At 68.1% G+C, this 19,538-nt stretch carries 20 protein-coding genes; 6 read left to right on the top strand and 14 right to left on the bottom strand.

Going from position 1 to position 19,538, the window contains the following annotated elements:
- Nucleotides 1-7 precede the first annotated feature (7 nt).
- The 5 genes from BM162_RS06790 to BM162_RS06775 all read right to left on the bottom strand — a co-directional run bounded on the left by BM162_RS06790 (nt 8) and on the right by BM162_RS06775 (nt 5,683).
- The gene (locus tag BM162_RS06790) at nt 8-574 is read right to left on the bottom strand and encodes a sarcosine oxidase subunit gamma (RefSeq protein ID WP_093419589.1); all 567 of its coding nucleotides are present in this window, start codon (nt 572-574) and stop codon (nt 8-10) included.
- Nucleotides 567-3,575: a sarcosine oxidase subunit alpha family protein gene (locus BM162_RS06785; RefSeq protein WP_093419587.1), complete on the bottom strand. Its 3,009-nt coding sequence runs from the start codon at nt 3,573-3,575 to the stop codon at nt 567-569. Before BM162_RS06785 ends, BM162_RS06790 begins: the two co-directional genes overlap by 8 nt.
- Nucleotides 3,576-3,642: 67 nt before the next feature.
- On the bottom strand, nt 3,643-3,972 hold the full coding sequence (locus tag BM162_RS06780) for a sarcosine oxidase subunit delta (protein WP_093419584.1): 330 nt from the start codon (nt 3,970-3,972) through the stop codon (nt 3,643-3,645).
- Nucleotides 3,973-4,014: 42 nt separating this feature from the next.
- Complete coding sequence (locus BM162_RS22730; protein WP_177215088.1) at nt 4,015-4,155, bottom strand: hypothetical protein; 141 nt, start codon at nt 4,153-4,155, stop codon at nt 4,015-4,017.
- A 283-nt stretch (nt 4,156-4,438) separates the two neighbouring features.
- Nucleotides 4,439-5,683 (bottom strand): sarcosine oxidase subunit beta family protein, encoded by a 1,245-nt coding sequence (locus BM162_RS06775; RefSeq protein ID WP_093419581.1) that lies wholly within the window; start codon nt 5,681-5,683, stop codon nt 4,439-4,441.
- Nucleotides 5,684-5,891: 208 nt separating this feature from the next.
- On the opposite strand from BM162_RS06775, the gene ccmI reads away from it, so the two are divergent.
- From ccmI to BM162_RS06760, 3 genes are read left to right on the top strand one after another with little or no spacing between them, the layout of a single operon-like run.
- The gene (gene ccmI / locus BM162_RS06770; protein ID WP_093419579.1) at nt 5,892-7,127 is read left to right on the top strand and encodes a c-type cytochrome biogenesis protein CcmI; all 1,236 of its coding nucleotides are present in this window, start codon (nt 5,892-5,894) and stop codon (nt 7,125-7,127) included.
- Entirely contained in the window at nt 7,124-7,600 is a 477-nt protein-coding gene (gene ruvX / locus BM162_RS06765; RefSeq protein WP_093419576.1) for a Holliday junction resolvase RuvX, read from the top strand. Before ccmI ends, ruvX begins: the two co-directional genes overlap by 4 nt.
- Nucleotides 7,597-7,839 carry a DUF1289 domain-containing protein gene (locus tag BM162_RS06760; RefSeq protein WP_093419573.1) on the top strand — a complete coding sequence of 81 codons (243 nt, stop codon included), beginning with the start codon at nt 7,597-7,599 and terminating at the stop codon, nt 7,837-7,839. The genes ruvX and BM162_RS06760 overlap by 4 nt, the downstream gene beginning before the upstream one ends.
- A gap of 76 nt (nt 7,840-7,915) precedes the next feature.
- On the opposite strand, the gene BM162_RS06755 is transcribed toward BM162_RS06760, so the two are convergent.
- From BM162_RS06755 to BM162_RS06720, 8 genes are all read right to left on the bottom strand, one after another.
- Complete coding sequence (locus BM162_RS06755; RefSeq protein ID WP_093419570.1) at nt 7,916-8,740, bottom strand: sulfite exporter TauE/SafE family protein; 825 nt, start codon at nt 8,738-8,740, stop codon at nt 7,916-7,918.
- 240 nt (nt 8,741-8,980) lie between these two features.
- Nucleotides 8,981-9,511, bottom strand: a complete 531-nt coding sequence (locus tag BM162_RS06750; protein ID WP_093419568.1) for an NADPH-dependent FMN reductase — start codon at nt 9,509-9,511, stop codon at nt 8,981-8,983.
- Nucleotides 9,512-9,525: 14 nt separating this feature from the next.
- On the bottom strand, nt 9,526-10,839 hold the full coding sequence (locus BM162_RS06745; protein ID WP_093419565.1) for a TRAP transporter large permease: 1,314 nt from the start codon (nt 10,837-10,839) through the stop codon (nt 9,526-9,528).
- Nucleotides 10,836-11,414 (bottom strand): TRAP transporter small permease subunit, encoded by a 579-nt coding sequence (locus BM162_RS06740; protein ID WP_093419563.1) that lies wholly within the window; start codon nt 11,412-11,414, stop codon nt 10,836-10,838. Before BM162_RS06740 ends, BM162_RS06745 begins: the two co-directional genes overlap by 4 nt.
- A 20-nt stretch (nt 11,415-11,434) precedes the next feature.
- Complete coding sequence (locus BM162_RS06735; RefSeq protein WP_093419560.1) at nt 11,435-12,511, bottom strand: C4-dicarboxylate TRAP transporter substrate-binding protein; 1,077 nt, start codon at nt 12,509-12,511, stop codon at nt 11,435-11,437.
- 22 nt (nt 12,512-12,533) lie between these two features.
- Entirely contained in the window at nt 12,534-12,938 is a 405-nt protein-coding gene (locus tag BM162_RS06730; RefSeq protein ID WP_093419557.1) for a YciI family protein, read from the bottom strand.
- 20 nt (nt 12,939-12,958) lie between these two features.
- The gene (locus tag BM162_RS06725; RefSeq protein ID WP_093419554.1) at nt 12,959-14,101 is read right to left on the bottom strand and encodes a CaiB/BaiF CoA transferase family protein; all 1,143 of its coding nucleotides are present in this window, start codon (nt 14,099-14,101) and stop codon (nt 12,959-12,961) included.
- Nucleotides 14,102-14,112: 11 nt separating this feature from the next.
- Complete coding sequence (locus tag BM162_RS06720) at nt 14,113-14,925, bottom strand: citryl-CoA lyase (RefSeq protein WP_093420026.1); 813 nt, start codon at nt 14,923-14,925, stop codon at nt 14,113-14,115.
- 146 nt (nt 14,926-15,071) lie between these two features.
- On the opposite strand from BM162_RS06720, the gene BM162_RS06715 reads away from it, so the two are divergent.
- The 3 genes from BM162_RS06715 to BM162_RS06705 all read left to right on the top strand — a co-directional run bounded on the left by BM162_RS06715 (nt 15,072) and on the right by BM162_RS06705 (nt 18,392).
- Nucleotides 15,072-15,935: a dioxygenase family protein gene (locus BM162_RS06715; RefSeq protein ID WP_093419551.1), complete on the top strand. Its 864-nt coding sequence runs from the start codon at nt 15,072-15,074 to the stop codon at nt 15,933-15,935.
- Nucleotides 15,936-15,940: 5 nt separating this feature from the next.
- Nucleotides 15,941-16,771, top strand: a complete 831-nt coding sequence (locus BM162_RS06710) for an IclR family transcriptional regulator domain-containing protein (protein ID WP_245759189.1) — start codon at nt 15,941-15,943, stop codon at nt 16,769-16,771.
- Between the two features lie 103 nt (nt 16,772-16,874).
- On the top strand, nt 16,875-18,392 hold the full coding sequence (locus BM162_RS06705) for an amidohydrolase family protein (RefSeq protein WP_093419549.1): 1,518 nt from the start codon (nt 16,875-16,877) through the stop codon (nt 18,390-18,392).
- 210 nt (nt 18,393-18,602) lie between these two features.
- Here the strand turns inward: BM162_RS06705 and BM162_RS06700 are convergent, their stop codons facing one another.
- A complete protein-coding gene (locus tag BM162_RS06700) occupies nt 18,603-19,532 on the bottom strand; it encodes a lytic transglycosylase domain-containing protein (RefSeq protein WP_093419546.1) in 930 nt (309 codons plus the stop codon).
- Between the last annotated feature and the right edge of the window lie 6 nt (nt 19,533-19,538).

Below are 19,538 nucleotides of genomic sequence, written 5' to 3'. Positions count from 1 at the left end.
GCCCGCGTCAGAAATATCCGACCTCGCCCCCCGGCCGCGCGGCGGTCGCCAGCAGGTCGAACATGTAGCGGGCGACCGAGCGGAAGCAGACCACCTCGGCCGTCTGCGCGTCCCGCATCCAGATCGCCGCCGGCACCTGCGCCAAGCGCGTGCGGCGGAACGCGCCCAATTCGAAGACGCCCGGCGACACGTCCGCCGGCGTGAGTTTGGCCAGCACCTCGCGCACCGGAGCGCCCGTCAGCCGGAACGTCGCCCGCGCATCCGAGACATCCACCACCAGCGCGTGCTCGCCCGCCAGAGCGTCGGACAGGCGGCGCAAGGTCTCGCCCGCCTCGGCATGGGGCACCAGCAGCAGCAACTCGTCCGGCGACATCCAGCAAAGGCCGCGCGCGTCGGACGCATTCGCCGCATTCGGCCCGGGCACTTCGACGCCCGACACCTCGCCCACGGCGCGGGCGACGGCCTCGGACGACAGGTCGCCGCGCACCGTGATCATGCCGCGCAGGCCCGCCTCCTCGACCCGGATGTGGCCGTCGTAGCTTTCGCCGCGCAACGCGCTCACCGGCTCAGACATTCTGCTTCTCCCCGTCCTTGTCGAAGAACACCGGGTCCACGATGCGCGCCTGCACGACCGTGCCGTCCACCTTCGGAAAATCCAGGACCTCACCCATCCGGTCGGGCCCGTGCAGCACCAGCCCCATCGCGATGCCGCGCCCCAGCGTCGGCGAGTGGTAGGTCGAGGTCACGCGCCCCTGCGTGATCCGCTGACCGTTTGCATTCGTCCCCTCGGCCACCGCATAGGCGCCGTCGGGCAGGGTGGAGCCGTCCAGCGTCTCCAACCCCACGAGCTTCCACCGGTCGGGCCGCGCCATGTGCTCGCGCTGCTGTGCGCGCTTGCCGATGTAGTCGTCCTTCTTCTTCGAGATCGCCCAGTCCAGCCCGAGGTCCTGCGGGATCACCGTGCCGTCGGTTTCGTCCCCGATCATGATGAAGCCCTTCTCGGCCCGCATGATGTGCAGCGCCTCGGTGCCGTAGGGGGCGATGCCGAACTCGCGCCCGGCGTCGAGGCACAGGTCCCAGAACTCGCGCCCGCGAGACGCCGGAACGGCGACCTCGAAGCTCAGTTCGCCCGAGAACGAGATACGGAAGACCCGCGCCGGGATGCCGGCAAGCTCGCCATCGGCCCAGTCCATGAACTTGAAGTTGTCGGCGGAGATGTCCATCCCGCCCAGCTTTTCCAGAACCGCCCGCGCCTTGGGGCCGACGACGCCGATCTGCGCGTATTGCTCGGTCAGATTGGCCGTGTAGACCTTCCAGCCCCACCACTCGGTCTGAAGCCACTCCTCCATGTGGGCGTGGATGCGATCGGCGCCCCCGGTCGTGGTGTGGCAGAGCCACGTATCCTCGCTCAGCCGCGCCACCACGCCGTCGTCCATGAGAAACCCGTTCTCCGAGCACATCAGCCCGTAGCGGCAGCGGCCGACCTTCAGCGTGCTCATCATGTTGGTGTAGAGCATGTCGAGGAAGCGGCCCGCGTCCGGCCCCTTGACCACGATCTTGCCCAGCGTCGAGGCGTCGAGCAAGCCGACGCTGTCGCGCGTGGTCTTCACCTCGCGCTGAACGGCATCGTGCACGCTCTCGCCCGGGCGCGGATAGGCGTAAGGGCGGCGCCAGTGACCTACCGGCTCCCACGTCGCGCCGTTGCCTTCGTGCCAGTCGTGCATCGGCGTGCGGCGGACCGGCTGGAAGAGCTCGCCGCGCGCCTCCCCAGCGATGGAGCCCATCGAGATCGGGGTGTAGGGCGGGCGGAAGGTCGTCGTGCCGACCTGCGGGATGTCTTCGTTCAGGGTGTGAGCAAGGACGGCGAGTCCGTTGATGTTGCTGAGTTTTCCCTGATCCGTCGCCATGCCCAGCGTGGTGTATCGCTTGGCGTGCTCGACGCTCTCGAACCCCTCGCGCGCGGCGAGCTGGACGTCCGTCACCTTCACGTCGTTCTGGAAATCGAGCCACATCTTCGCGCGCAGGTCGTGCCCCGCGCCCTGCGGCATCACCCAGACCGGCGCCATCGGATTGGCGTGCTCGGCCTCGGCGCTCGCTGCCTGCGGCTCGACCTCGCGGCCCAGGCGGCGGGCGGCCGTGGCCCCGCCTTCGGCCGCGTCGCGCAGGATCTCGCCGGTGTGCAACTCGCCGTTCGCCGCGCCGACGACGACCGCGACCGGCTGCCCGTCCGCTCCGGTGGGCGCCTTGTCGGCATCGGGGCGGAAGTGGCACAGGCTGTCGTCCCAGCGCAGCCTGCCGCCGCAATGCGACCAGAGGTGCACGACCGGAGACCAGCCGCCGGACATGGCGACCGCTTCGCACGGGATCTCCTCCAGCACCGCGCCTTCGCCCGATTGCGAGCAGACGGCGACGCCCTCCACCCGCTTGCGGCCCAGGACCTTCGCCACGCCGCGCCCCTGCTCGACACGGATGCCGATCTTGCGCGCCTCTTCGACCAGCCCGCCCGAGACGGAGGGACGCGCGTCGAGGATCGCCGGCACCTCCAGCCCCGCCGCCTTGAGCGCGAGCGCGGTGCGGTAGGCGTCGTCGTTGTTCGTCACGATCACCGTGCGGTCACCTGGCGAGACGGCCCAGTTCGCCACGTAGTCCCGCACCGCCGAGGCCAGCATCACGCCCGGCACGTCGTTGCCCGCGAAGGCCAAAGGCCGCTCGATGGCGCCGGTCGCCGTCACGATCTGCCGCGCACGTATGCGCCAGAGCCGGTGGCGCGGGCGGTCGTCGCCCAGCGTGTGGTCCGCGACGCGCTCGTAAGCCAGCATGTAGCCGTGGTCGTAGACACCCGAGCCCATGGTGCGCAGGCGCAGGCGGACGTTCTCCATCCCCTCCAGCTCGGCCACGGCGCCCGCGATCCATTCATCGGCGGGCCTGCCGTCGATCACCGCTCCATCCACCGGCGCGCGGCCGCCCCAGTGCGCGGCCTGCTCGATCAGCAGCACCTCGGCGCCCGACCGCGCGACCGTGAGCGCCGCCTGAAGTCCGGCGATTCCGCCTCCGATAACAACTACATCCGTGCGGATGTTGAAGTGCTCGTAGCGGTCCACATCCCGGTCCTTCGGCGCCTTGCCCAGACCGGCGGAGCGACGGATGAAGGGTTCGTAGACGTGTTTCCAGAACGGGCGCGGGTGGATGAACGTCTTGTAGTAGAAACCCGCCGGCAGGAAGCGCGACAGGCTGGCGTTGATCTCGCCCACGTCGAAGTCGAGGCTGGGCCAGTGGTTCTGGGAGCTTGCTTCCAGCCCGTCGAACAGCTCGGTGGTCGTGGCGCGCTGGTTGGGCTCGAACCGCCCGCCGCGGCCCAGGTTCATCAGCGCGTTGGGCTCTTCCGATCCGCTCGCCACCACGCCGCGCGGGCGATGGTACTTGAACGAGCGGCCCATCAACGCCTGCCCCTGCGCCAGCAGCGCCGAGGCGAGCGTGTCGCCCTCGAAGCCGGTCAGGCGGCGGCCGTTGAAGGTGAAGCCAACCTGCTTGCGGCGGTTCAGCAGGCGGCCGCCGGTGGCCAGTCGAGTGCTCATGTGCGCGCCTTCGTCGTGGTGGAGCCGCCGGAGCCTCCGGCGGGAGTATTTCGAGCAAGAGGAAGCATCAGGAGAGTTCCCTCCACCGCCAGCCCGGGCGGCGGTCAGAGATGCGGTCGCGGATCTCCTGCGGCGGCTCGGACGTCTGGGCGGGATAGGTCCCGAAGACCTCCATCGTCGTGGTGCAGCGCGCCGCGTGGAACCACTTGCCGCAGCCCATCGCGTGCCGCCAGCGCTCGAAATGAACGCCGCGCGGGTTCTCGCGGAGGAAGAGATACTGCTCGAACTCCTCGTCCGAGGAACCGGGGCCCTCCCGCGTCAGGTGCGCCTCGCCGCCGGGGGCGAGTTCGGTTTCGTCGGCGTCGACGCCGCAATTCGGGCAGTGAAGGATCAGCATGCCGTGCGCTCCGGAAGGGGGGACGCACGGAGGGACCGCGCGTCACGCAGGGGCGGACAGGTCGACGGGCGCGGCGCGCGCATCCTCGACCTCGGTTTCGGCGGAGATGTAGAAGTTGATTGCGGCGAGCACCAAGAGGACGACCGCGATGATCGCGCCGATGGTGAAGATGTTCCTGTGCATGGCGTTTGCCTTTCCCAGTATGGAGTTACCGGGAAAACTGGTGCGCGCGCGTCGCCGTTCCAGTGCGCTCCGGATCGTGAGCGGATGTAACAGGGCAGGATGCGCCCCTGGCCGCGGGGAGCACCGGAGGACAGGGGGTGGCCAGTTGACCGGCGAGACGCGCGCGTCATGAAGAACGCGGCGGGCACTGTCCCGGCCGTCGGCCCGGACGCGAAACCGGACGATCCCTGCGGATCGGAGGCCCGATCCGGCCCGCCACATCCGGACTGGCGATGGAGCCGGATCAATGCGCCACCCCGGCCGCGACGCTTTCGTCGATGAAGCGACCCTCGCGGAAGCGGTCCAGCGAGAAGTCGTCGGCCAGCGGCGAGTGGCCCTTCGCCATCAACTCGGCCATCGCCCAGCCCGAGCCCGGGATCGCCTTGAATCCGCCGGTGCCCCAGCCCGCATTGATGTAGCACCCCTCGAGCGGCGTCTTCGAGATGATGGGCGAGCGGTCGCCGGTCATGTCCACGATCCCGCCCCATTGCCGCAGCATCTTGAGGCGCGAGATCATCGGGAAGGTCTCGACCAGCGCCCGCACCGTTTCCTCGATGTGGTGGAACGAACCGCGCTGGGTGTAGTTGTTGTAGCCGTCCGCGCCGCCGCCGATGACCATCTCGCCCTTGTCGGACTGGCTCATGTAGCCATGAACGGTGTTGGCCATCACCACCACGTCCATGCAGGGCTTGATCGGCTCTGAGACCAGCGCCTGCAGCGCGACGCTCTCGATCGGCAGCCGGAAGCCCGCCATGTCGGCCAGCACGCCCGAATTGCCGGCCACCACGATGCCCAGCCGGTCGCAATCGATCTCGCCCTTCGTCGTGGAGACGCCAGTGACTTTTCCGCCTTCGGAGCGGACGCCGGTAACCTCGCACTTCTGGATGATGTCCATGCCCATGTCCGAGCATGCGCGCGCGTAGCCCCACGCCACCGCGTCGTGACGCGCCGTGCCCGCGCGGGGCTGCCACAGTGCACCGAGCACCGGGTAGCGCGGCCCCTCGATGTTGATGATCGGGCAGAGCTCCTTGACGCGTTCGGGTCCCACAAACTGGGTCTCGACACCCTGCAGGGCGTTGGCGTGCGCGGTGCGGCGATAGCCTCGGACCTCGTGCTCGGTCTGGGCCAGCATCATGACACCGCGGGGGGAGTACATGACGTTGTAGTTCAGGTCCTGGCTCATCGTCTCGTAGAGCGAGCGGGACTTTTCATAGATCCCGGCCGAGGCGTCCTGGAGGTAGTTCGACCGGATGATAGTGGTGTTCCGCCCCGTATTGCCTCCGCCCAGCCAGCCCTTCTCGATCACCGCGACGTTGGTGATGCCGAAGTTCCGTCCCAGCCAGTACGCGGTGGCCAGCCCGTGGCCGCCCGCGCCGACGATGATGGTGTCGTAGCGGCGCTTGGGCTCGGGCGAACGCCAGGCCCTCTCCCACCCCTCGTGGTTCCTGAACGCCTGCCGCGCGAGGGCGAAGACGGAGTAGCGCTGCATCGGCACGATTCCCCTGACCCGGCCCGTCACCGGGCCCTTCCGTCGCCTTTTGGCAGCAGCCGAGGGGCCCGCACAAGGCCGCGACCGTCGCACCGGGAGCGATAAGCGACATCGCCCCGCGACACCTTGGCCCGCGGGCCGCGCGGACCTTTCGCCCGGGCGGAGGGCGCGGTAAGCACGGAGGCGCGGCGCAATCGCGAGGGAACGCATGATATTCTGGCTAACGGCGATCGGTCTGGCGGGGCTCGCCACGGCGCTGGTGGGGCTCGCGCTTCTGCGCGGGGAGCAGGACGCGGAGGCGAGCACGGACGCCGACAGCGACGTCCGTGTCTATCGCGACCAGCTGGCCGAGGTCGAGCGCGACGTCGATCGAGGCGTCCTGACCAGGGACGAGGCCGCGCGCGTGCGGGTCGAGGTCTCGCGCCGACTGCTCGAGGCCGACCGCGCCGCGCGGGCGCGGCGGGCGGCTGGCACGGCGCCGCGCTGGCTGACGCTCACCGCAGCCGTGGCCGTCGCGCTGGCGGTGATCGGCGGGGGCCTTGCGCTTTACATGAGGCTGGGCGCGCCGGGCTATCCCGACCTGCCGCTGCGCGAACGCATCGCGCAAGCCGAGCAGGCGCGTGAGGCCCGTCCCTCGCAGGAGGACGCCGAGACGCGCGCCGCGGGCGGCGTGGCCGCCCTGCCCCGGCCCGAGGTGGATCCCGCGTTCCTCGACATGATGGACGAACTGCGCGCGGCGCTCGAGACACGGACCGACGACGTGCAGGGCTTCCGGCTGCTCGCGCGTAACGAGGCGGGGCTGGGCAACTTCGCCGCCGCCGCCGACGCGCAGGAACGGGTGATCGAGCTCGAGGGTGCGGACGCCCGGGCCTCGGCCTATAACGACCTGGCCGAGTACATGGTGCTGGCCGCCGGCGGCTATGTCTCGCCCGAGGCGGAACAGGCGCTGACGCGCGCGCTGCAGCTCGACCCGCGCTCGGGGCGGGCGCGGTACTACCTGGGCCTCATGCAGGCGCAGGTGGGGCGGCCGGACCTCGCGTTCCGCATTTGGCGCGGTCTGCTCGAAGAGGGGCCGGAAACGGCGCCTTGGATCGAGCCGGTGCGCGCGCAGATCGGGCAGCTCGCGCAGTTGGCCGGCGTCCGCTACGACCCGCCCGCCCCCGCGCGTGGCCCCAGCGCCGCCGACGTCGAGGCCGCCGGGCAGATGAGCATCGAGGAGCGCGGCGAGATGATCCGCGGCATGGTTTCGGGCCTGGCCGAGCGGCTGGCGAGCGAAGGCGGACCGCCCGAGGATTGGGCGCGGCTGGTCGGCGCCTACGGCGTGCTGGGCGAAACCGGCCGCGCCCGCGCCATCTGGGAAGAGGCGCAGCAGGTCTTCGCGGGAAGCCCCGAAGCGGTCGAGACGATCCGCGCCGCGGCACGCCAGGCCGGGGTGGCCGAATGATCTGCGAAGACTTCTCCGGCTTCGCCGCCGCCCTGCCCCCGATGCGCGCGCTCATGGGGCTGGACCTGGGCACCAAGACCATAGGCGTGGCCGTGTCCGACGGCCTGCGCTCGGTCGCCTCGCCGCTGGAAACGGTGAAACGCAAGAAGTTCACGCTGGACGCGGCGCGGCTGCTCGAGATCGCCGAGGCGCGCACCATCGGTGGCATCGTGCTGGGACTGCCGCGCAACATGGACGGCTCGGAAGGGCCGCGCTGCCAGTCCACCCGCGCCTTCGCCCGAAACCTCGAACGGCTGACAGCGATCCCGCTGGGGTTCTGGGACGAACGGCTGTCGACCGTGGCGGCCGAACGGGCGCTGCTGGAGGCCGACGCCTCGCGCAAGCGGCGGGGCGAGGTGATCGACCACGTGGCCGCCGCCTATATCCTGCAGGGCGCGCTGGATCGGCTGGGGCACATGGGGGCCGCGCGGTGAACGACGACGTCTGGAAACGCGGCGAGATGCAGAGCCCTTGCGTGAAGGTCTGCGTGGTTCACCCGACCGAGCGGATATGCACCGGCTGCTTCCGCACCCTGGACGAGATCGCGGCCTGGTCGCGGATGAGCGACGCCGAGCGCGCAGACCTCGTCGCGGCGCTGCCCGAGCGCGCGCAGCGGCTCAAGACCCGACGCGGCGGCCGCGCCGCGCGGCTCAGGTCACGCGGCAACGGCTGACGCCGCCGTTTTTTTGTCGAAAAATCGGGACGGCGATCTTTCGACGAAAGATCGCGCGCCCCTGGCGGTCCGGGTTCTAGAACCCGGCGGCCTTGCGCAGCATATTGAGCGCGACGAGGATCAGGAACACCCCGAAGATGCGCTTGAGCCGCTTGGCGTCGGTGGCATGCGCCAGCTTCACGCCCCATGGCGCGGTGATCAGGGTCATCGCGATGACCACCGCGAAGGCCACGGCGTTGACCGCGCCCAGCGTCAGGGGCGGGCGCACCTCGTCCGGGATCTCGACAAAGAAGAAGCCCAGGACCGAGGGCACAGCGATCAGCACGCCGAAGCCCGCCGCCGTCGCCACCGCCCTGTGAATCGGCGTGTTGTAGAGCGTCATCAGCGGCACCCCGAACGAGCCGCCGCCGATGCCCATGAGGACCGAGAGGAACCCGACCGCGGGCGACATCGCCAGCCGCGGTCCCAGACCCGGCATTGCGTCACCCAGTCGCCAATGCGACCGGCCGAAGGTCAGGTAGAGGCCGATGACCACGCCCAGGCCGCCGAAGATGCCCTGCAACACGACCGAGCGCAGGGACGCCGCCACCAGCACGCCCAGCACCGCACCCACCGCGATGCCCGGCGCCCAGCCCTTCAGGATCGTCCAGTCGACCGCCCCCTTGCGATGGTGGCCCGCGACCGAACGCAGCGAGGTCACGATGATCGTGGCCAACGACGTGGCGAGGCAGATCTGCATCAGGTAGGCGCTTTCGTAGCCCAGGCTCGCGAAGGCGTAGTAGAAGGCCGGCACCAGCACGATGCCGCCCCCGACGCCCAGAAGTCCCGCGATAACGCCCGCGAAGGCGCCGATGGCCATGAGCAGCGCAAGCATGGCCAGAAGCAGTGTCGTGTCGGGCATATCCCCTCCAGCTTGTATTCGCGCACAGGTAAAGCGCGTTCCCGCGGCGGGGACAACTGCGAAGTCCGGCGCAGGGTCAGGCGAAGCGGCCGGCCTGCTCGAGCACCTCGGTCCGGTAGCCGTCAGGGTAAGAGATGACGCGCGCTCGGACACCGACAGGCGCTCGGCCAAGCACATCCCGCTCAATTGGCGCGTCCGGCGACGGCGCCGCAGCCATCGGGATGCGCGGCAGCCCTTGGATCAGCCGGAGACGCGTCCGATGAAGGCTTCGAGCGTCTGGAGGCCGAACGACACCGCCGCCTCGTCCGCCAGCACCCCGTTTTCGACCTTCTTCGGCGCGTGCGGGATCACGACCTCCTGGCAGGGGAACACGTCGGCGAGCATGCCGTGCAGGATGTACTTCAGGTGCGACTGCGCGCGCACGCCGCCCAAAGCGCCGCCCGAGACCGAAACGACGAGGCACGGCTTGCCCTTGAACACAGACTCGTAGGCCGGACGCGAAGCCCAGTCGATCGCGTTCTTCAGGACGCCGGGCACCGAGTAGTTGTATTCCGGCGTGACGAAGACGAGCCCGCCAGCCGCCTCGACCGCATCCTTCCACGCCGCCACCGGCGCGCCGCCGTCGTGGTCGGCGTTGTAGAGCGGAAGCGACCCGATCTCTGCGAGGTTGCAGTCAGCCCGCGCGCCAAGGGCCTCGATGAACGCGCGGCAGGTGGCGGTGGAGGAGGAGGCGGCGCGCAGGCTGCCGGAGACGAAGAGTAGCTTGGTCATGTGAACTTTCGCGGTCAGAGACGGGCGAGGTAGGTGGCGATGCCCGGGAAGGCAACGATCACGACGAGCGACAGGATCATGGTCAGCACGAACGGAAACGCGCCTCGGAAGATGTCGCCCACGGCGAGGTCCGAGTCATTCATCGCCGAGCGGATGGTATAGACGGACAGGCCGAAGGGTGGCGTGAGCAGTCCGATCTCGACGGCCACGACCGTGAGCACTCCGAACCAGATCATGTCAAACCCGGCTGCATTTGCGATCGGCAGGGCAATCGGCAGCAGGATCAGCATGATCGAGATCGAGTCGATCAGGCATCCCATGACGATCACCAGCGCCAGGAAGACGAAGAGGAAGCCGTACGGCCCGATCGGCCCGGACAGGAAAGTGTCGGCCAGCGCATTGGGCAGGCCCGACAGCGCGAGCATGCGCGAGAAGAACGTCGCCGCCATGATCAGGAACAGGACGGACACGGTGATCTGCCCCGTTTCCACCATCAGGTTCCAGAAGCTGCGACGGTCAAGCGTATGGCGCAGCAGCGCGATCACCAGCGCCCCGAGCGCTCCGACGGCCCCCGCTTCGGTCGGGTTCAGGAACCCTGCGTAGAGGCCGCCCAGCACCAGTACGATCAGGGAAATGATCGGCACGCCCTTCCGGACGACGGCGAGCACCGGGATGTCCTCGTATGCCTCATTGTTATCAGCGTCGTCGAAGACGAAGCCGCTGCGGAACCGGGCCAGCAGGAAGATCGTGAGCGAGAAGAGCAGCGCCAGCAGCAGCCCCGGCCCGATACCGGCCAGGAACATGCGGCCAACGGATTCCTCGGCCAGCACCGCGTAGACGATCATCAGCAGCGACGGCGGGATCAGCATTCCCAGGACCGAGCTTCCGGCGACAACGCCGGTTGCGAAGCCCTTGGCATAGCCATGCCGCGTCATCTCGGGCACCGCAACGCGCGAAAAGACCGAAGCGGAGGCGATCGAGATGCCGGTGATGGAGGCGAAGACGGCGTTCGCGAAGACGGTTGCCACGCCCAGACCCGCCGTCACCCGGTTGAGCAACCGCTGGAAGACGTCGAACGTGTCCTTTCCGACCCCGGATGCGGTGACGAGCAGCCCCATCAGCACGAAGAGCGGCACGACCGCGAACAGGTACTCGCGCAGCGCGTCGTTGGCCACCTGCCCCGCCATGCGAAAGGCCACCAGATCGTTGCGGATCAGGGCGACGCCGCCGAAGCTGACCAGAAGCATGCCGATCCCGATGGGCATGCCGAGATAGATGAGCACGATGAGCGCAACGATGGCGATGGCCCCGATTTCGATGCCGGTCATGCGTCGGCTCCTTTCTTTTCGCCGGGCGCGCGCAGGGCGGCGATCACCTGGATGACGCACTGGATCGCGGCCACGGCGATGCCGGTGAAGATGAGGACGCGGAACGGCCAGGTCGGCAGGGTGGCGATGCCCGTCACGCCGATGTACTCGCCGCGCGTGAAATCCTTCTCGATGATGTCGACCGTCGACCAGGCCAGCATCCCCAACGCGGCCGCGGCCACAGCGTCGAACGCCGCGCCCAGCAGGGCGCCGGCCCGCGGCCGCTTCAGCTTGAAAGGCGTGAAGAACAGGTCCGTTCGGGCCAACCGGTCGTGCCGAACGGTCGCGGCGAGCTGCAGATAGACGATCATGACCAGCGTCAGCGCCCCCAGCTCGGACACGAGCGGCAGGGACGAGCCCAGCAGGTTGCGCGCAACCACGTCGGCCGAGATGATGAACATCAGAACGCCGATGAGCACGGTGCCGAGCGCGCACAGCCCGTCGACGAGCCGCACCCAGGCGCGGGCGATCTGGCCGCCGCGTGTCCGATGCCCCAGTCGCGGGGCATCGGTGCTGTCTGTCGGATAGGTCGACATGGATAAGGTCCGGATTCCGCTCAGTTCGTGAGTTCGTCGTCCCAGGCACGCAGCGGCTCCTCGCCCCGCGCGCGCAAGCCCTCCATGTAGGAGTCGAGGAAGCCGGGCGCCTCGGGGCCCGTCGCCTCGGCCCATTCGGCCGCGATATTGGGAAGCGCCTGGACCCAGGCCTGACGGGTCTCTTCCGGCATCACCGCCAGCGTCACCGGCGGATCCTGATCGGCCCCGAGCTCCTGGATCTTGTCGAGCGCGAAGGCGTGCCGTTCAAGCAGGTCCTGGCCGTGCGCCTCGGTATAGTAATTGCCTGCCTCGACCATGGCGTTCTGCACTTCCTCGGGCAGGCCGTCCCACACATCGCGGTTGGCCGCAATCGCGCCCGAGAAGGCGACGCCCATGTTCACCTGCGTGACGTAGGGAGCGACCTCGTAAAGCTTGGCCGGCAGCACCCCCAGCGCAAGCGACAGCACGCCATCGGACACTCCGGTCTGGATGTCGGTGTAGAAGGTCGTCAGCGATCCGTCGACGGCGTTCGCCCCCGTGCCCCGCAGCCAGTTCGCCAAGGCGCCGGGGGCCGAGATCTTCATCCCTTCGAGATCCTCGAAACTCTCGATCGGCTCTTTGGTGTATATGTCGTAGCTGTCGGTTCCCGTCAGGCCCAGCACAACGACGTTGTACTGCTCCCACTCGTCGGCGAAGGCCGCGTTCGTGTCGAGCAGCTCCTGCATGACCTCGAGCTGCACCGGCGGGTTGTTCGTGGCGAACGGGGTGTAGCTGCCGATCTGGCTGAGCGGAAGCTGGCCGCCCTCGAGCAGCGAGAAAACCCAGCCGATATCGGTGATCCCGTCCTCGACCGACGACAGCGTGGCGTTGGCCTTGTAAAGCTGGCCGCCGAAGGCTTCCTGCCAGTCGATCTCGTAGTTCCCGGTTTCGGCCAGGATCTCGTCGATCTTTGCCATGAAGTGCGTCTGGATCATGCCGACCCAGGGGATGGTCGTCGGGTGGCTCGAGGCCACTGTCAGCGGGATCGTCTCCTGGGCGGCAAGCGCACCGGGAAGCGCCACGGCGCCGGCGACGGTAAGTCCGAGAAGCGGTTTCATTGGTTCTCCTCCCAATCGGTTCTCAAAGAATTGCAAAGGTCTGGGTCGAGCTATCGAGCCGGACTGTGATCGTTCCCTCGTTGATCATCCACGGACGAACGCGGAACGACCTGGCCTGCCGCTGATGCATGGGGTCACGTTCGGCGATCTTTATTGCGTCGGCGCGGCTTTCCGCGCGGACGATGACAAGGCCCTCGCCTTCCCACTCCTGTTCGTCGTCGGTCCACATCGGGCCGGCGGCGTACATCACGCCCTCTTCCTCGAGCGCGACCTGGAAGGCGAGGTGATCTTGCATGTTCTCGAGCATCGGCCCGATGCCGTCGGTCGGTGTCGTGAAGATCGCGTAGAGCTGCTTTTGCAGCATCGCCGCGCTCGCCTTCTTCACCTCGGCGACCGGTAGCGCGGTCGGCTTGTTATCTTCTGACATTGTCTCCTCCCCTGCCCGTCTCATCCCGCCTTCCGGCGCCTGAGCTCGCCGCGGATCTCCTCGCCGTGCTCGTCAAGCGTCGGCGGCGGCAGAACGTCCAGGTCCGGCTCGCCGTCAAACGAGTACGGCGCGCGCACGGTGGTCCACTCCCCCATCTCCGGGTGGCTGGTGCTGACCTTGATATTGAGGTGCTGCGCCTGCGGATCCTCGAGCGCCTCGTCGCTGTCATAGGCGGGCGAGTGCGGCACCTCGGCGGCGAGCAGCTTCTCGCACCACGCGTCGCGCGTCATCTGCTTGAAGATCGGCGTGAAGTGCTCGATCAACTCGTCCTGGTGCTGGATGCGCTCCAGCCGCTCGTTGAAGCGCGGATCGTCGTTGAGTTGCCACTGGTCGGTCGCCTTCAGCAGCCCCTCCCAGAACTTCGTGGGCGAAGACATGTGGATCGCGATCCATTTCCCGTCGGAGCATTCGAAGGTGTAGGACTGCGAGACGACCGGACGCGACAGCGGGCCCATCACCTCCCCCACGCTGAAGTAGTGGGTGAAGCTGTCGAGATTGAAATGCGTCATCGCCTCGAGCATCGAAATGTCCAGCCGATGCCCTTCGCCCGTCTTCGACCGTTCGAGTAGCGCGGCAAGGATGCCCATTGCCGCGTACTGGCCAGTAATGGCGTCGGCGATGGCCGGGCCGATCACCCTCGGATTTTCGGGCGGCGTCACCAGCCGCAGGAACCCGCTCGCCGCCTGCGCGACGGTGTCATAGGCCGGCCGATCCCGCGACGGCCCCGATGTGCCGAAGCCGGAGATCGCGCAATAGATGATCGACGGGTTCACCTTGCGCAGGTCGTCCTCGCCCACGCCCAGACGCTCGGCCACGCCAGGGCGGAAGTTCTGGATGAACACGTCCGCCGTCGCCACGAGGTCGTAGAGCACCTGCCGCTCGTCCGGGTCCTTCGTGTCGATCGCGACCGAGCGCTTGTTGCGGTTGTAGGTCTGGTAGTGCGGCGAATAGAGACCGCCTTTGAAGGCGCGGAACGGGTCGCCCGTGCCCGGCCGCTCGACCTTGATGACGTCGGCGCCCAGGTCGGCCAGATGCATCCCGGCTGCGGGCCCGGTGATGTAGGTGCCCAGTTCGATGACGCGGATATCCTTCAGGATCTTCATGTATCGCCTCCTCAGGCGGTCTTGTGGTCGGCCGTCTGCGCTCCCTCTCCGTCGTAGGAGATGGCGAGGTCGGCGTGGTGGGACATGATGAAGCCGATCGAGCGCTGGCTTTCCTCGAAGAGGTGCGCAGCAAGTCCTGCCGTGCGCGCCAGAAGCGGCACCGCCTTGAGCGCCTCGACCGGCCAGCCGGCGTCCAGAATCGTCGCGGGGATGGCGCCCGACACGTTGATTGGCAGCGGGCGGTTGATGATCTTCGGCGCGTGCTCGGCCAGCACCCGCAGCGTGCGGATGTGGTCGCCCGTCACGCCCAGCTCGTCCGCGATGTCGAGCAGGCGGTTCGCCCGCGGGTCGCCCGAGGAATGCTGCGGATGGCCCAGCCCCGGGACCTTCTTCTTCTGCGCCTTCAGCGCCTCGAGGCTTTGCACCGCCGCGTCGTCGAGGCTGATGCCCTTGTCGCGGCTGTCCTGCAACACCTCGACGATGTAGCGGCCCGCGATCTCGGAAGAACCGGCCACGACCGACCCCATCCCGAGAAGGCCGGCCGACATGGCGCCCTGCCAGGCTTCGGGGGCAGCGGCCAGCGTCATCCGCGCGGCCTGCACCGACGGGACGAGCCCGTGTTCGGCGATCGAGATCAGGCAGGCGTCCATCATTGCGCGCTGCCTCTCGTCCGGCTCCCGCCCCGTCACCAGCAGCCAGAAATAGGTGGTGAAGTCGAGCTTGCCGATCAGGTCGCCGCACAGATCGCGCCCCCGCACGGTGATGCTGTCGGCATCCGACGTGGCGATCGCCGTCTGGGCCTGATCCTGTTTCCCGATCCGCATGGTTTCCTCCAGTTGTTTTCGCTGTGCGAACATTTTTACTCTTGCCGAAAACTACTGAGCGTTTTAGCTTCCCGTCAAGAAGAAATGTTGCTGCGCTGCGAAGGCGCCTGATTTATCGGAAGTTTCTGATCCGGGAGGAGGACAGCATGAGAACCGTGAACCAGTACAACCTCACCGAGGCCGTGAAGGAGTCGTTCCAGACCGAGGAAGGCAGCCGCTTCAAGTTCCTGCTCGAAACGTTCATCGACCACCTGCATGACTACACGCGCGAGGTGAACCTGACCCATGACGAGTGGATGGGCATGCTCAACTTCCTCTACGATTGCGGGAAGATCTCGACGCCGGAGCGGCACGAATACATCCTGCTCTCGGACGTGCTGGGGCTTTCGGCCCTGGTGGACATGCTCAACACTCGCGGCGGCGCGACCGAGGGCTCGAACCTGGGGCCCTTCTACCTGGACGACGCGCCCGAGATGAAACTGGGCGCCGACCTGTCGCAGGACCGCGACGGCGCGACCGTCCTGGTGCATGGCCGCGTCACCGACATCCTGCACAAGCCCATCCCCGGCGCGATCGTGGACACGTGGCAGGCGGACGGCTCGGGCACGTACCCGATCCAGGAGCAGGAACAGGGCCAGGACAAGTACGACCTGCGCGGGAAGTTCACCACGGACGAGAACGGCGAGTACTACTACACCACCGTTCTGCCGAAGCCCTATACCGTGCCCTATGACGGTCCGGTGGGACAACTCCTGCGCGCCGGGAACCGCCATGCCTGGCGCGCAGCGCACCTGCACTACATCGTACGTGCGCCCGGCATGCGCGACATCACAACCGAGGTTTTCTTCGAGAACACCGAGTACCTCGACAACGACGCCGTTTTCGGTGTGCGCAAGTCGTTGATCGCGAAGGTGGAGCCGGTTAAGAAGTCCGACAAGCTCGAGTACCACCTCGAGAAACAGCCAGACGCCAAGTTCAAGTTCGACTTCGTTCTGGCGCCGGAGGGCTGAAGGAGTTGAACGGCATCGCGACCCAGCCTGAACCAGCCAAGAAGCCGGCCGAGTTCGTCGAGGCCCTCGCCAAGGGTCTCTCGATCCTCGAGGCCTTCGGCGCGGCCAACAGCGAGATGACGCTGAGCGAGGTCGCGCGCGAAGTGGGACTCTCCCCCGCTGCGGCGCGGCGCAGCCTGATCACCCTCACGGCGCTCGGCTATGTCGGGCAGGTCGGCAAGCGGTTCCACCTGACGCCGAAGGTGATGAGCCTGGGCTCTTCCTTCTACTTTTCGGCGCGCATCGACGAGCTGCTCCAGCCCGAGCTGCGCTCGCTCGTCGAGCTTCACGGCGACGCGTCTTCGGTCGCGACGCTGGACGGCGAGGATGTGATCTACATCGCCCATTACTCGGTGCAGCGCGCCCGGCGCGCCACCGCCGTGGTCGGGGCCCGTTATCCGGCCCTCGCCACCTCGCTCGGCCGGGTGCTGGTCGCGGGGCTGCCTGACGACGAGCTCGACCGCTTCTTCGAGATGGCCCGGCCGCGCGCCCTGACCAACAAGACCTGCATCGACAAGGAAGAGCTCAAGCGCGCCGTCTATCGCGTCCGCGAACTCGCCTACGCGACGACGGTCGATCAGCTCGATTACGGGATCACCGCGCTCGCCGTGCCGATCCGCGGACCGGATGGCGTCACGGTCGCGGCGCTCAACTCGTCGGGCTACACCGGCATGGTCACGCCAGACCAGCTCGTGGCGGAACGGCTGCAGGACCTCCGCGCAGCGTCTTCCCGCATCACCCAAACCCTCGCCCGCTACCCGATGCTGGCTTCCGTGATGCGCTCCAGCGGCTTCTGAGCCTGCGCACACGCACAGGCCAGTCGCACGGAAAGGTCGTGACTTCCTCCACATCTCCGGTAGCCTTCGAAATATCTTTCGCACACCGAAAAAGGAGAGAGGGATGTGCCGTTTGTGCAAGAGCGGGAAGGCCTCGGCCGCCTGCCCCACCCGCCGGGATTTCCTGAAGACCAGTGCGCTTGCCGGCGCGGCGGCGAGCACCGGGATCTTCGCTGGCGCGCGTGACGCCCGCGCGCAGGATACTGCCGCCCGCTCGATGCCCGAAGGCCTGAACACGCCGGGCCGCCGCGTGCTTCTCAAGGGCGGGGTCGTGCTGTCGATGGACGACACGGTCGGCAACCTGGCCGTGGGCGACGTGCTGATCGACGGGGCGCGTATCGTGGAGGTCGCCCGCGAGATCGAGGCGCCGGATGCCGTGGTGGTCGACGCCACCGGCAAGATCGTCATGCCGGGCTTCATCGACACGCACCACCACCAGTTTGAGACGGCGCTGCGAAGCTACCTCGCCGACGGGATCCTGGTCGACGACGGCATCGCCGCCAACGCGATCAACTACTACGACACGATCCTGCAGAAGTTCTCGATGGTCTACCGGCCAGAGGACGTCTACATCAACGAGCTCTTCGCCGGCATCGCCCAGCTTGACGCGGGCGTGACCACGGTGATGGACGTCAGCCAGATCCACCACTCGCCAGAGCATTCCGACGCCGCCATCGAGGGCATGCGCGACGCGGGCCGCCGCGGCGTCTTCGGCTACTTCGAAGGCTGGGGCGACCGTGCCCAGTACCCGCAGGACGCGGCCCGGATCCGCGAGCAGTGGTTCTCGTCCGACGACCAGCTTCTGACCATGGTGATGGGTGGCGAGATCTACCTTCCCGGCTGGGAGGAAAGCTGGCGCATCGGCCGCGAGCTGGGCCTGCCCGTCGCGCTGCACGTCGTCGGCACCTTCGGAATGGCGCCGACCTTCGATCAGCTTGCCCAGGACGGCATGTTCTCGGACGACAACATCTTCATCCACATGACCGGCATGTCCGACATGGCGTGGCAGGCGGCGGCGGACGCGGGCGCACACATCTCGCTTGCGGTGCCGATCGAGATGCAGATGCGCCACGGCACGCCGCCGATCCAGAAGGCGCTGGACCTCGGGATCAGCACATCGCTGTCCTCGGACGTCGAGTGCACCATGACGGCCGATCCATTCACGCAGATGCGCTCGATGATGACCCTGCAGCGCATGTTCGCCAACGAGCGCGCGCTGGCCGGTGAATCCTACCCCGGCCTCATGCGCTCGATCGACGCGATCCGTCACGCCACGCTCGAGGGCGCGCGCGGGCTCAAGCTCAACTCGAAGGTCGGCAGCCTCACCCCGGGCAAGGAGGCCGACATCGTCCTGCTCGACGCCGAGGCGATCAACGTGGCCCCGCTAAACCATGCGCCGGGCGCGGTGGTCACGCTGATGGAGCGGAACAACGTCGATACCGTCTTCGTCGCCGGGCAGGTGAAGAAGTGGGGCGGTCAGCTCGTGGGCTATGACGTCGAGCGCCTGCGCCAGGATCTCGAGGCCAGCCGCGACTATTTGTTTGAAGCCGCCGGCGTGGAGCACGACCTGTTCCGGGAATGACGCCCCATGGCAGTCGCCTCAATGGGCGTTCAGCGGATCAACACGATGCCGCGCCCCGATGCAGGCGACGCCAGCCCAGATCGTTCGCCGGGTGATCCCGCCCGGCGAACGATACGGCAGGCGGGACGGCGCGGTCCCGCCTGCCGCTTCGGAGCTTGGCCCGCTCGTTTGAAGGGAAATTGTGTAGAGCTAGCCCATTGCCGCGCCGCCTCAGTTCCGCTGAACGCGGCAGAAGCCGCCGTCCGCTCTCATCCGCCGACAGAATGCCAGCGCGCTGTTCCGGTCGGCGAACGGAACCTGCGCCGTCACGCGGGCTGCCGGCACGCCGCTGATGTTCCCGCTCACGAAGGCGATGTCCTGCTCCCCGAGAAGAGCCGCGTGGCGTCTCTGCACCCGCTCGGCGTAGGTCTCGGCCGCCGTACGCTGCCGCGCGGCCGCCACGACGACGCCCCGAGGCGGTCGGCTCGTCGGCGCCCGGAAGGCCGCGATGGTGCGCGTCCCCGCCTTGGCTTCACAAGCCTGCGGAAAGCTGTCCCCTTCGGACAGGGCGAGATTCACCCGATCCGGCGGCGCGTCGCGCCACGCCTTGCCGCTGTGGCCGGTGATCGCCAGCACGTAGGACCGCGTCTCCGCCGGCAGCCCCCGCTCGCCGGCGCGATAGTCGCGGACGCGGTTTTCCCCGGCGTTGTAGGCCGCCGCCGCGAGCCCGAGATTGCCGAACTCCGCCACCAGATCGGCGAGATAGGCGGCCGAGGCGAAGGTGGCCGCCGCCGGGTTGTACGGGTCGGCCAGGCCGCGCAGGCGTGCGGTGCCCGGCATGAACTGCGCAATACCCTCCGCCCCCGCCGGACTGACCGCGGAAGGGTCGAACAGGCTTTCACGCCACAAGAGCCGCGCGAAGAAGCCCGTGTCAAGCCCGTGCGCCACCGCCGCGGCTGCGATCACCCGGCAGACGTCCCGCAGGTAGCTCTCGCTCCGGATGCAGTGCGCGCCGTCCGCCGTGCACCGCACGCGCGCCTCGGGCGCAGCTGGCCGCGACGGCGGCGGCGCAAGCGCCAGTTCGGGCCACGCCCGCTCGGCCGCCTGCGCAGGCTGGAGGAGCACGACCACGAGAAGGGCGAGACGGCGTGCAATGTGCATGGGTGG

It is taken from the genome of Tranquillimonas alkanivorans, assembly GCF_900115595.1.
Lineage (GTDB): Bacteria > Pseudomonadota > Alphaproteobacteria > Rhodobacterales > Rhodobacteraceae > Tranquillimonas > Tranquillimonas alkanivorans.
Note: the sequence above shows the minus strand (reverse complement) of the source record. Positions and strands in the feature narration are given on the sequence as shown.

Coding starts and splice junctions, on each gene's coding strand:
- BM162_RS06790 (WP_093419589.1), bottom strand. CDS start 574: ATGTCTGAGCCGGTGAGCGCGTTGCGCGGCGAAAGCTACGACGGCCAC.
- BM162_RS06785 (WP_093419587.1), bottom strand. CDS start 3,575: ATGAGCACTCGACTGGCCACCGGCGGCCGCCTGCTGAACCGCCGCAAG.
- BM162_RS06780 (WP_093419584.1), bottom strand. CDS start 3,972: ATGCTGATCCTTCACTGCCCGAATTGCGGCGTCGACGCCGACGAAACC.
- BM162_RS22730 (WP_177215088.1), bottom strand. CDS start 4,155: ATGCACAGGAACATCTTCACCATCGGCGCGATCATCGCGGTCGTCCTC.
- BM162_RS06775 (WP_093419581.1), bottom strand. CDS start 5,683: ATGCAGCGCTACTCCGTCTTCGCCCTCGCGCGGCAGGCGTTCAGGAAC.
- ccmI (WP_093419579.1), top strand. CDS start 5,892: ATGATATTCTGGCTAACGGCGATCGGTCTGGCGGGGCTCGCCACGGCG.
- ruvX (WP_093419576.1), top strand. CDS start 7,124: ATGATCTGCGAAGACTTCTCCGGCTTCGCCGCCGCCCTGCCCCCGATG.
- BM162_RS06755 (WP_093419570.1), bottom strand. CDS start 8,740: ATGCCCGACACGACACTGCTTCTGGCCATGCTTGCGCTGCTCATGGCC.
- BM162_RS06750 (WP_093419568.1), bottom strand. CDS start 9,511: ATGACCAAGCTACTCTTCGTCTCCGGCAGCCTGCGCGCCGCCTCCTCC.
- BM162_RS06745 (WP_093419565.1), bottom strand. CDS start 10,839: ATGACCGGCATCGAAATCGGGGCCATCGCCATCGTTGCGCTCATCGTG.
- BM162_RS06740 (WP_093419563.1), bottom strand. CDS start 11,414: ATGTCGACCTATCCGACAGACAGCACCGATGCCCCGCGACTGGGGCAT.
- BM162_RS06735 (WP_093419560.1), bottom strand. CDS start 12,511: ATGAAACCGCTTCTCGGACTTACCGTCGCCGGCGCCGTGGCGCTTCCC.
- BM162_RS06730 (WP_093419557.1), bottom strand. CDS start 12,938: ATGTCAGAAGATAACAAGCCGACCGCGCTACCGGTCGCCGAGGTGAAG.
- BM162_RS06725 (WP_093419554.1), bottom strand. CDS start 14,101: ATGAAGATCCTGAAGGATATCCGCGTCATCGAACTGGGCACCTACATC.
- BM162_RS06720 (WP_093420026.1), bottom strand. CDS start 14,925: ATGCGGATCGGGAAACAGGATCAGGCCCAGACGGCGATCGCCACGTCG.
- BM162_RS06715 (WP_093419551.1), top strand. CDS start 15,072: ATGAGAACCGTGAACCAGTACAACCTCACCGAGGCCGTGAAGGAGTCG.
- BM162_RS06705 (WP_093419549.1), top strand. CDS start 16,875: ATGTGCCGTTTGTGCAAGAGCGGGAAGGCCTCGGCCGCCTGCCCCACC.
- BM162_RS06700 (WP_093419546.1), bottom strand. CDS start 19,532: ATGCACATTGCACGCCGTCTCGCCCTTCTCGTGGTCGTGCTCCTCCAG.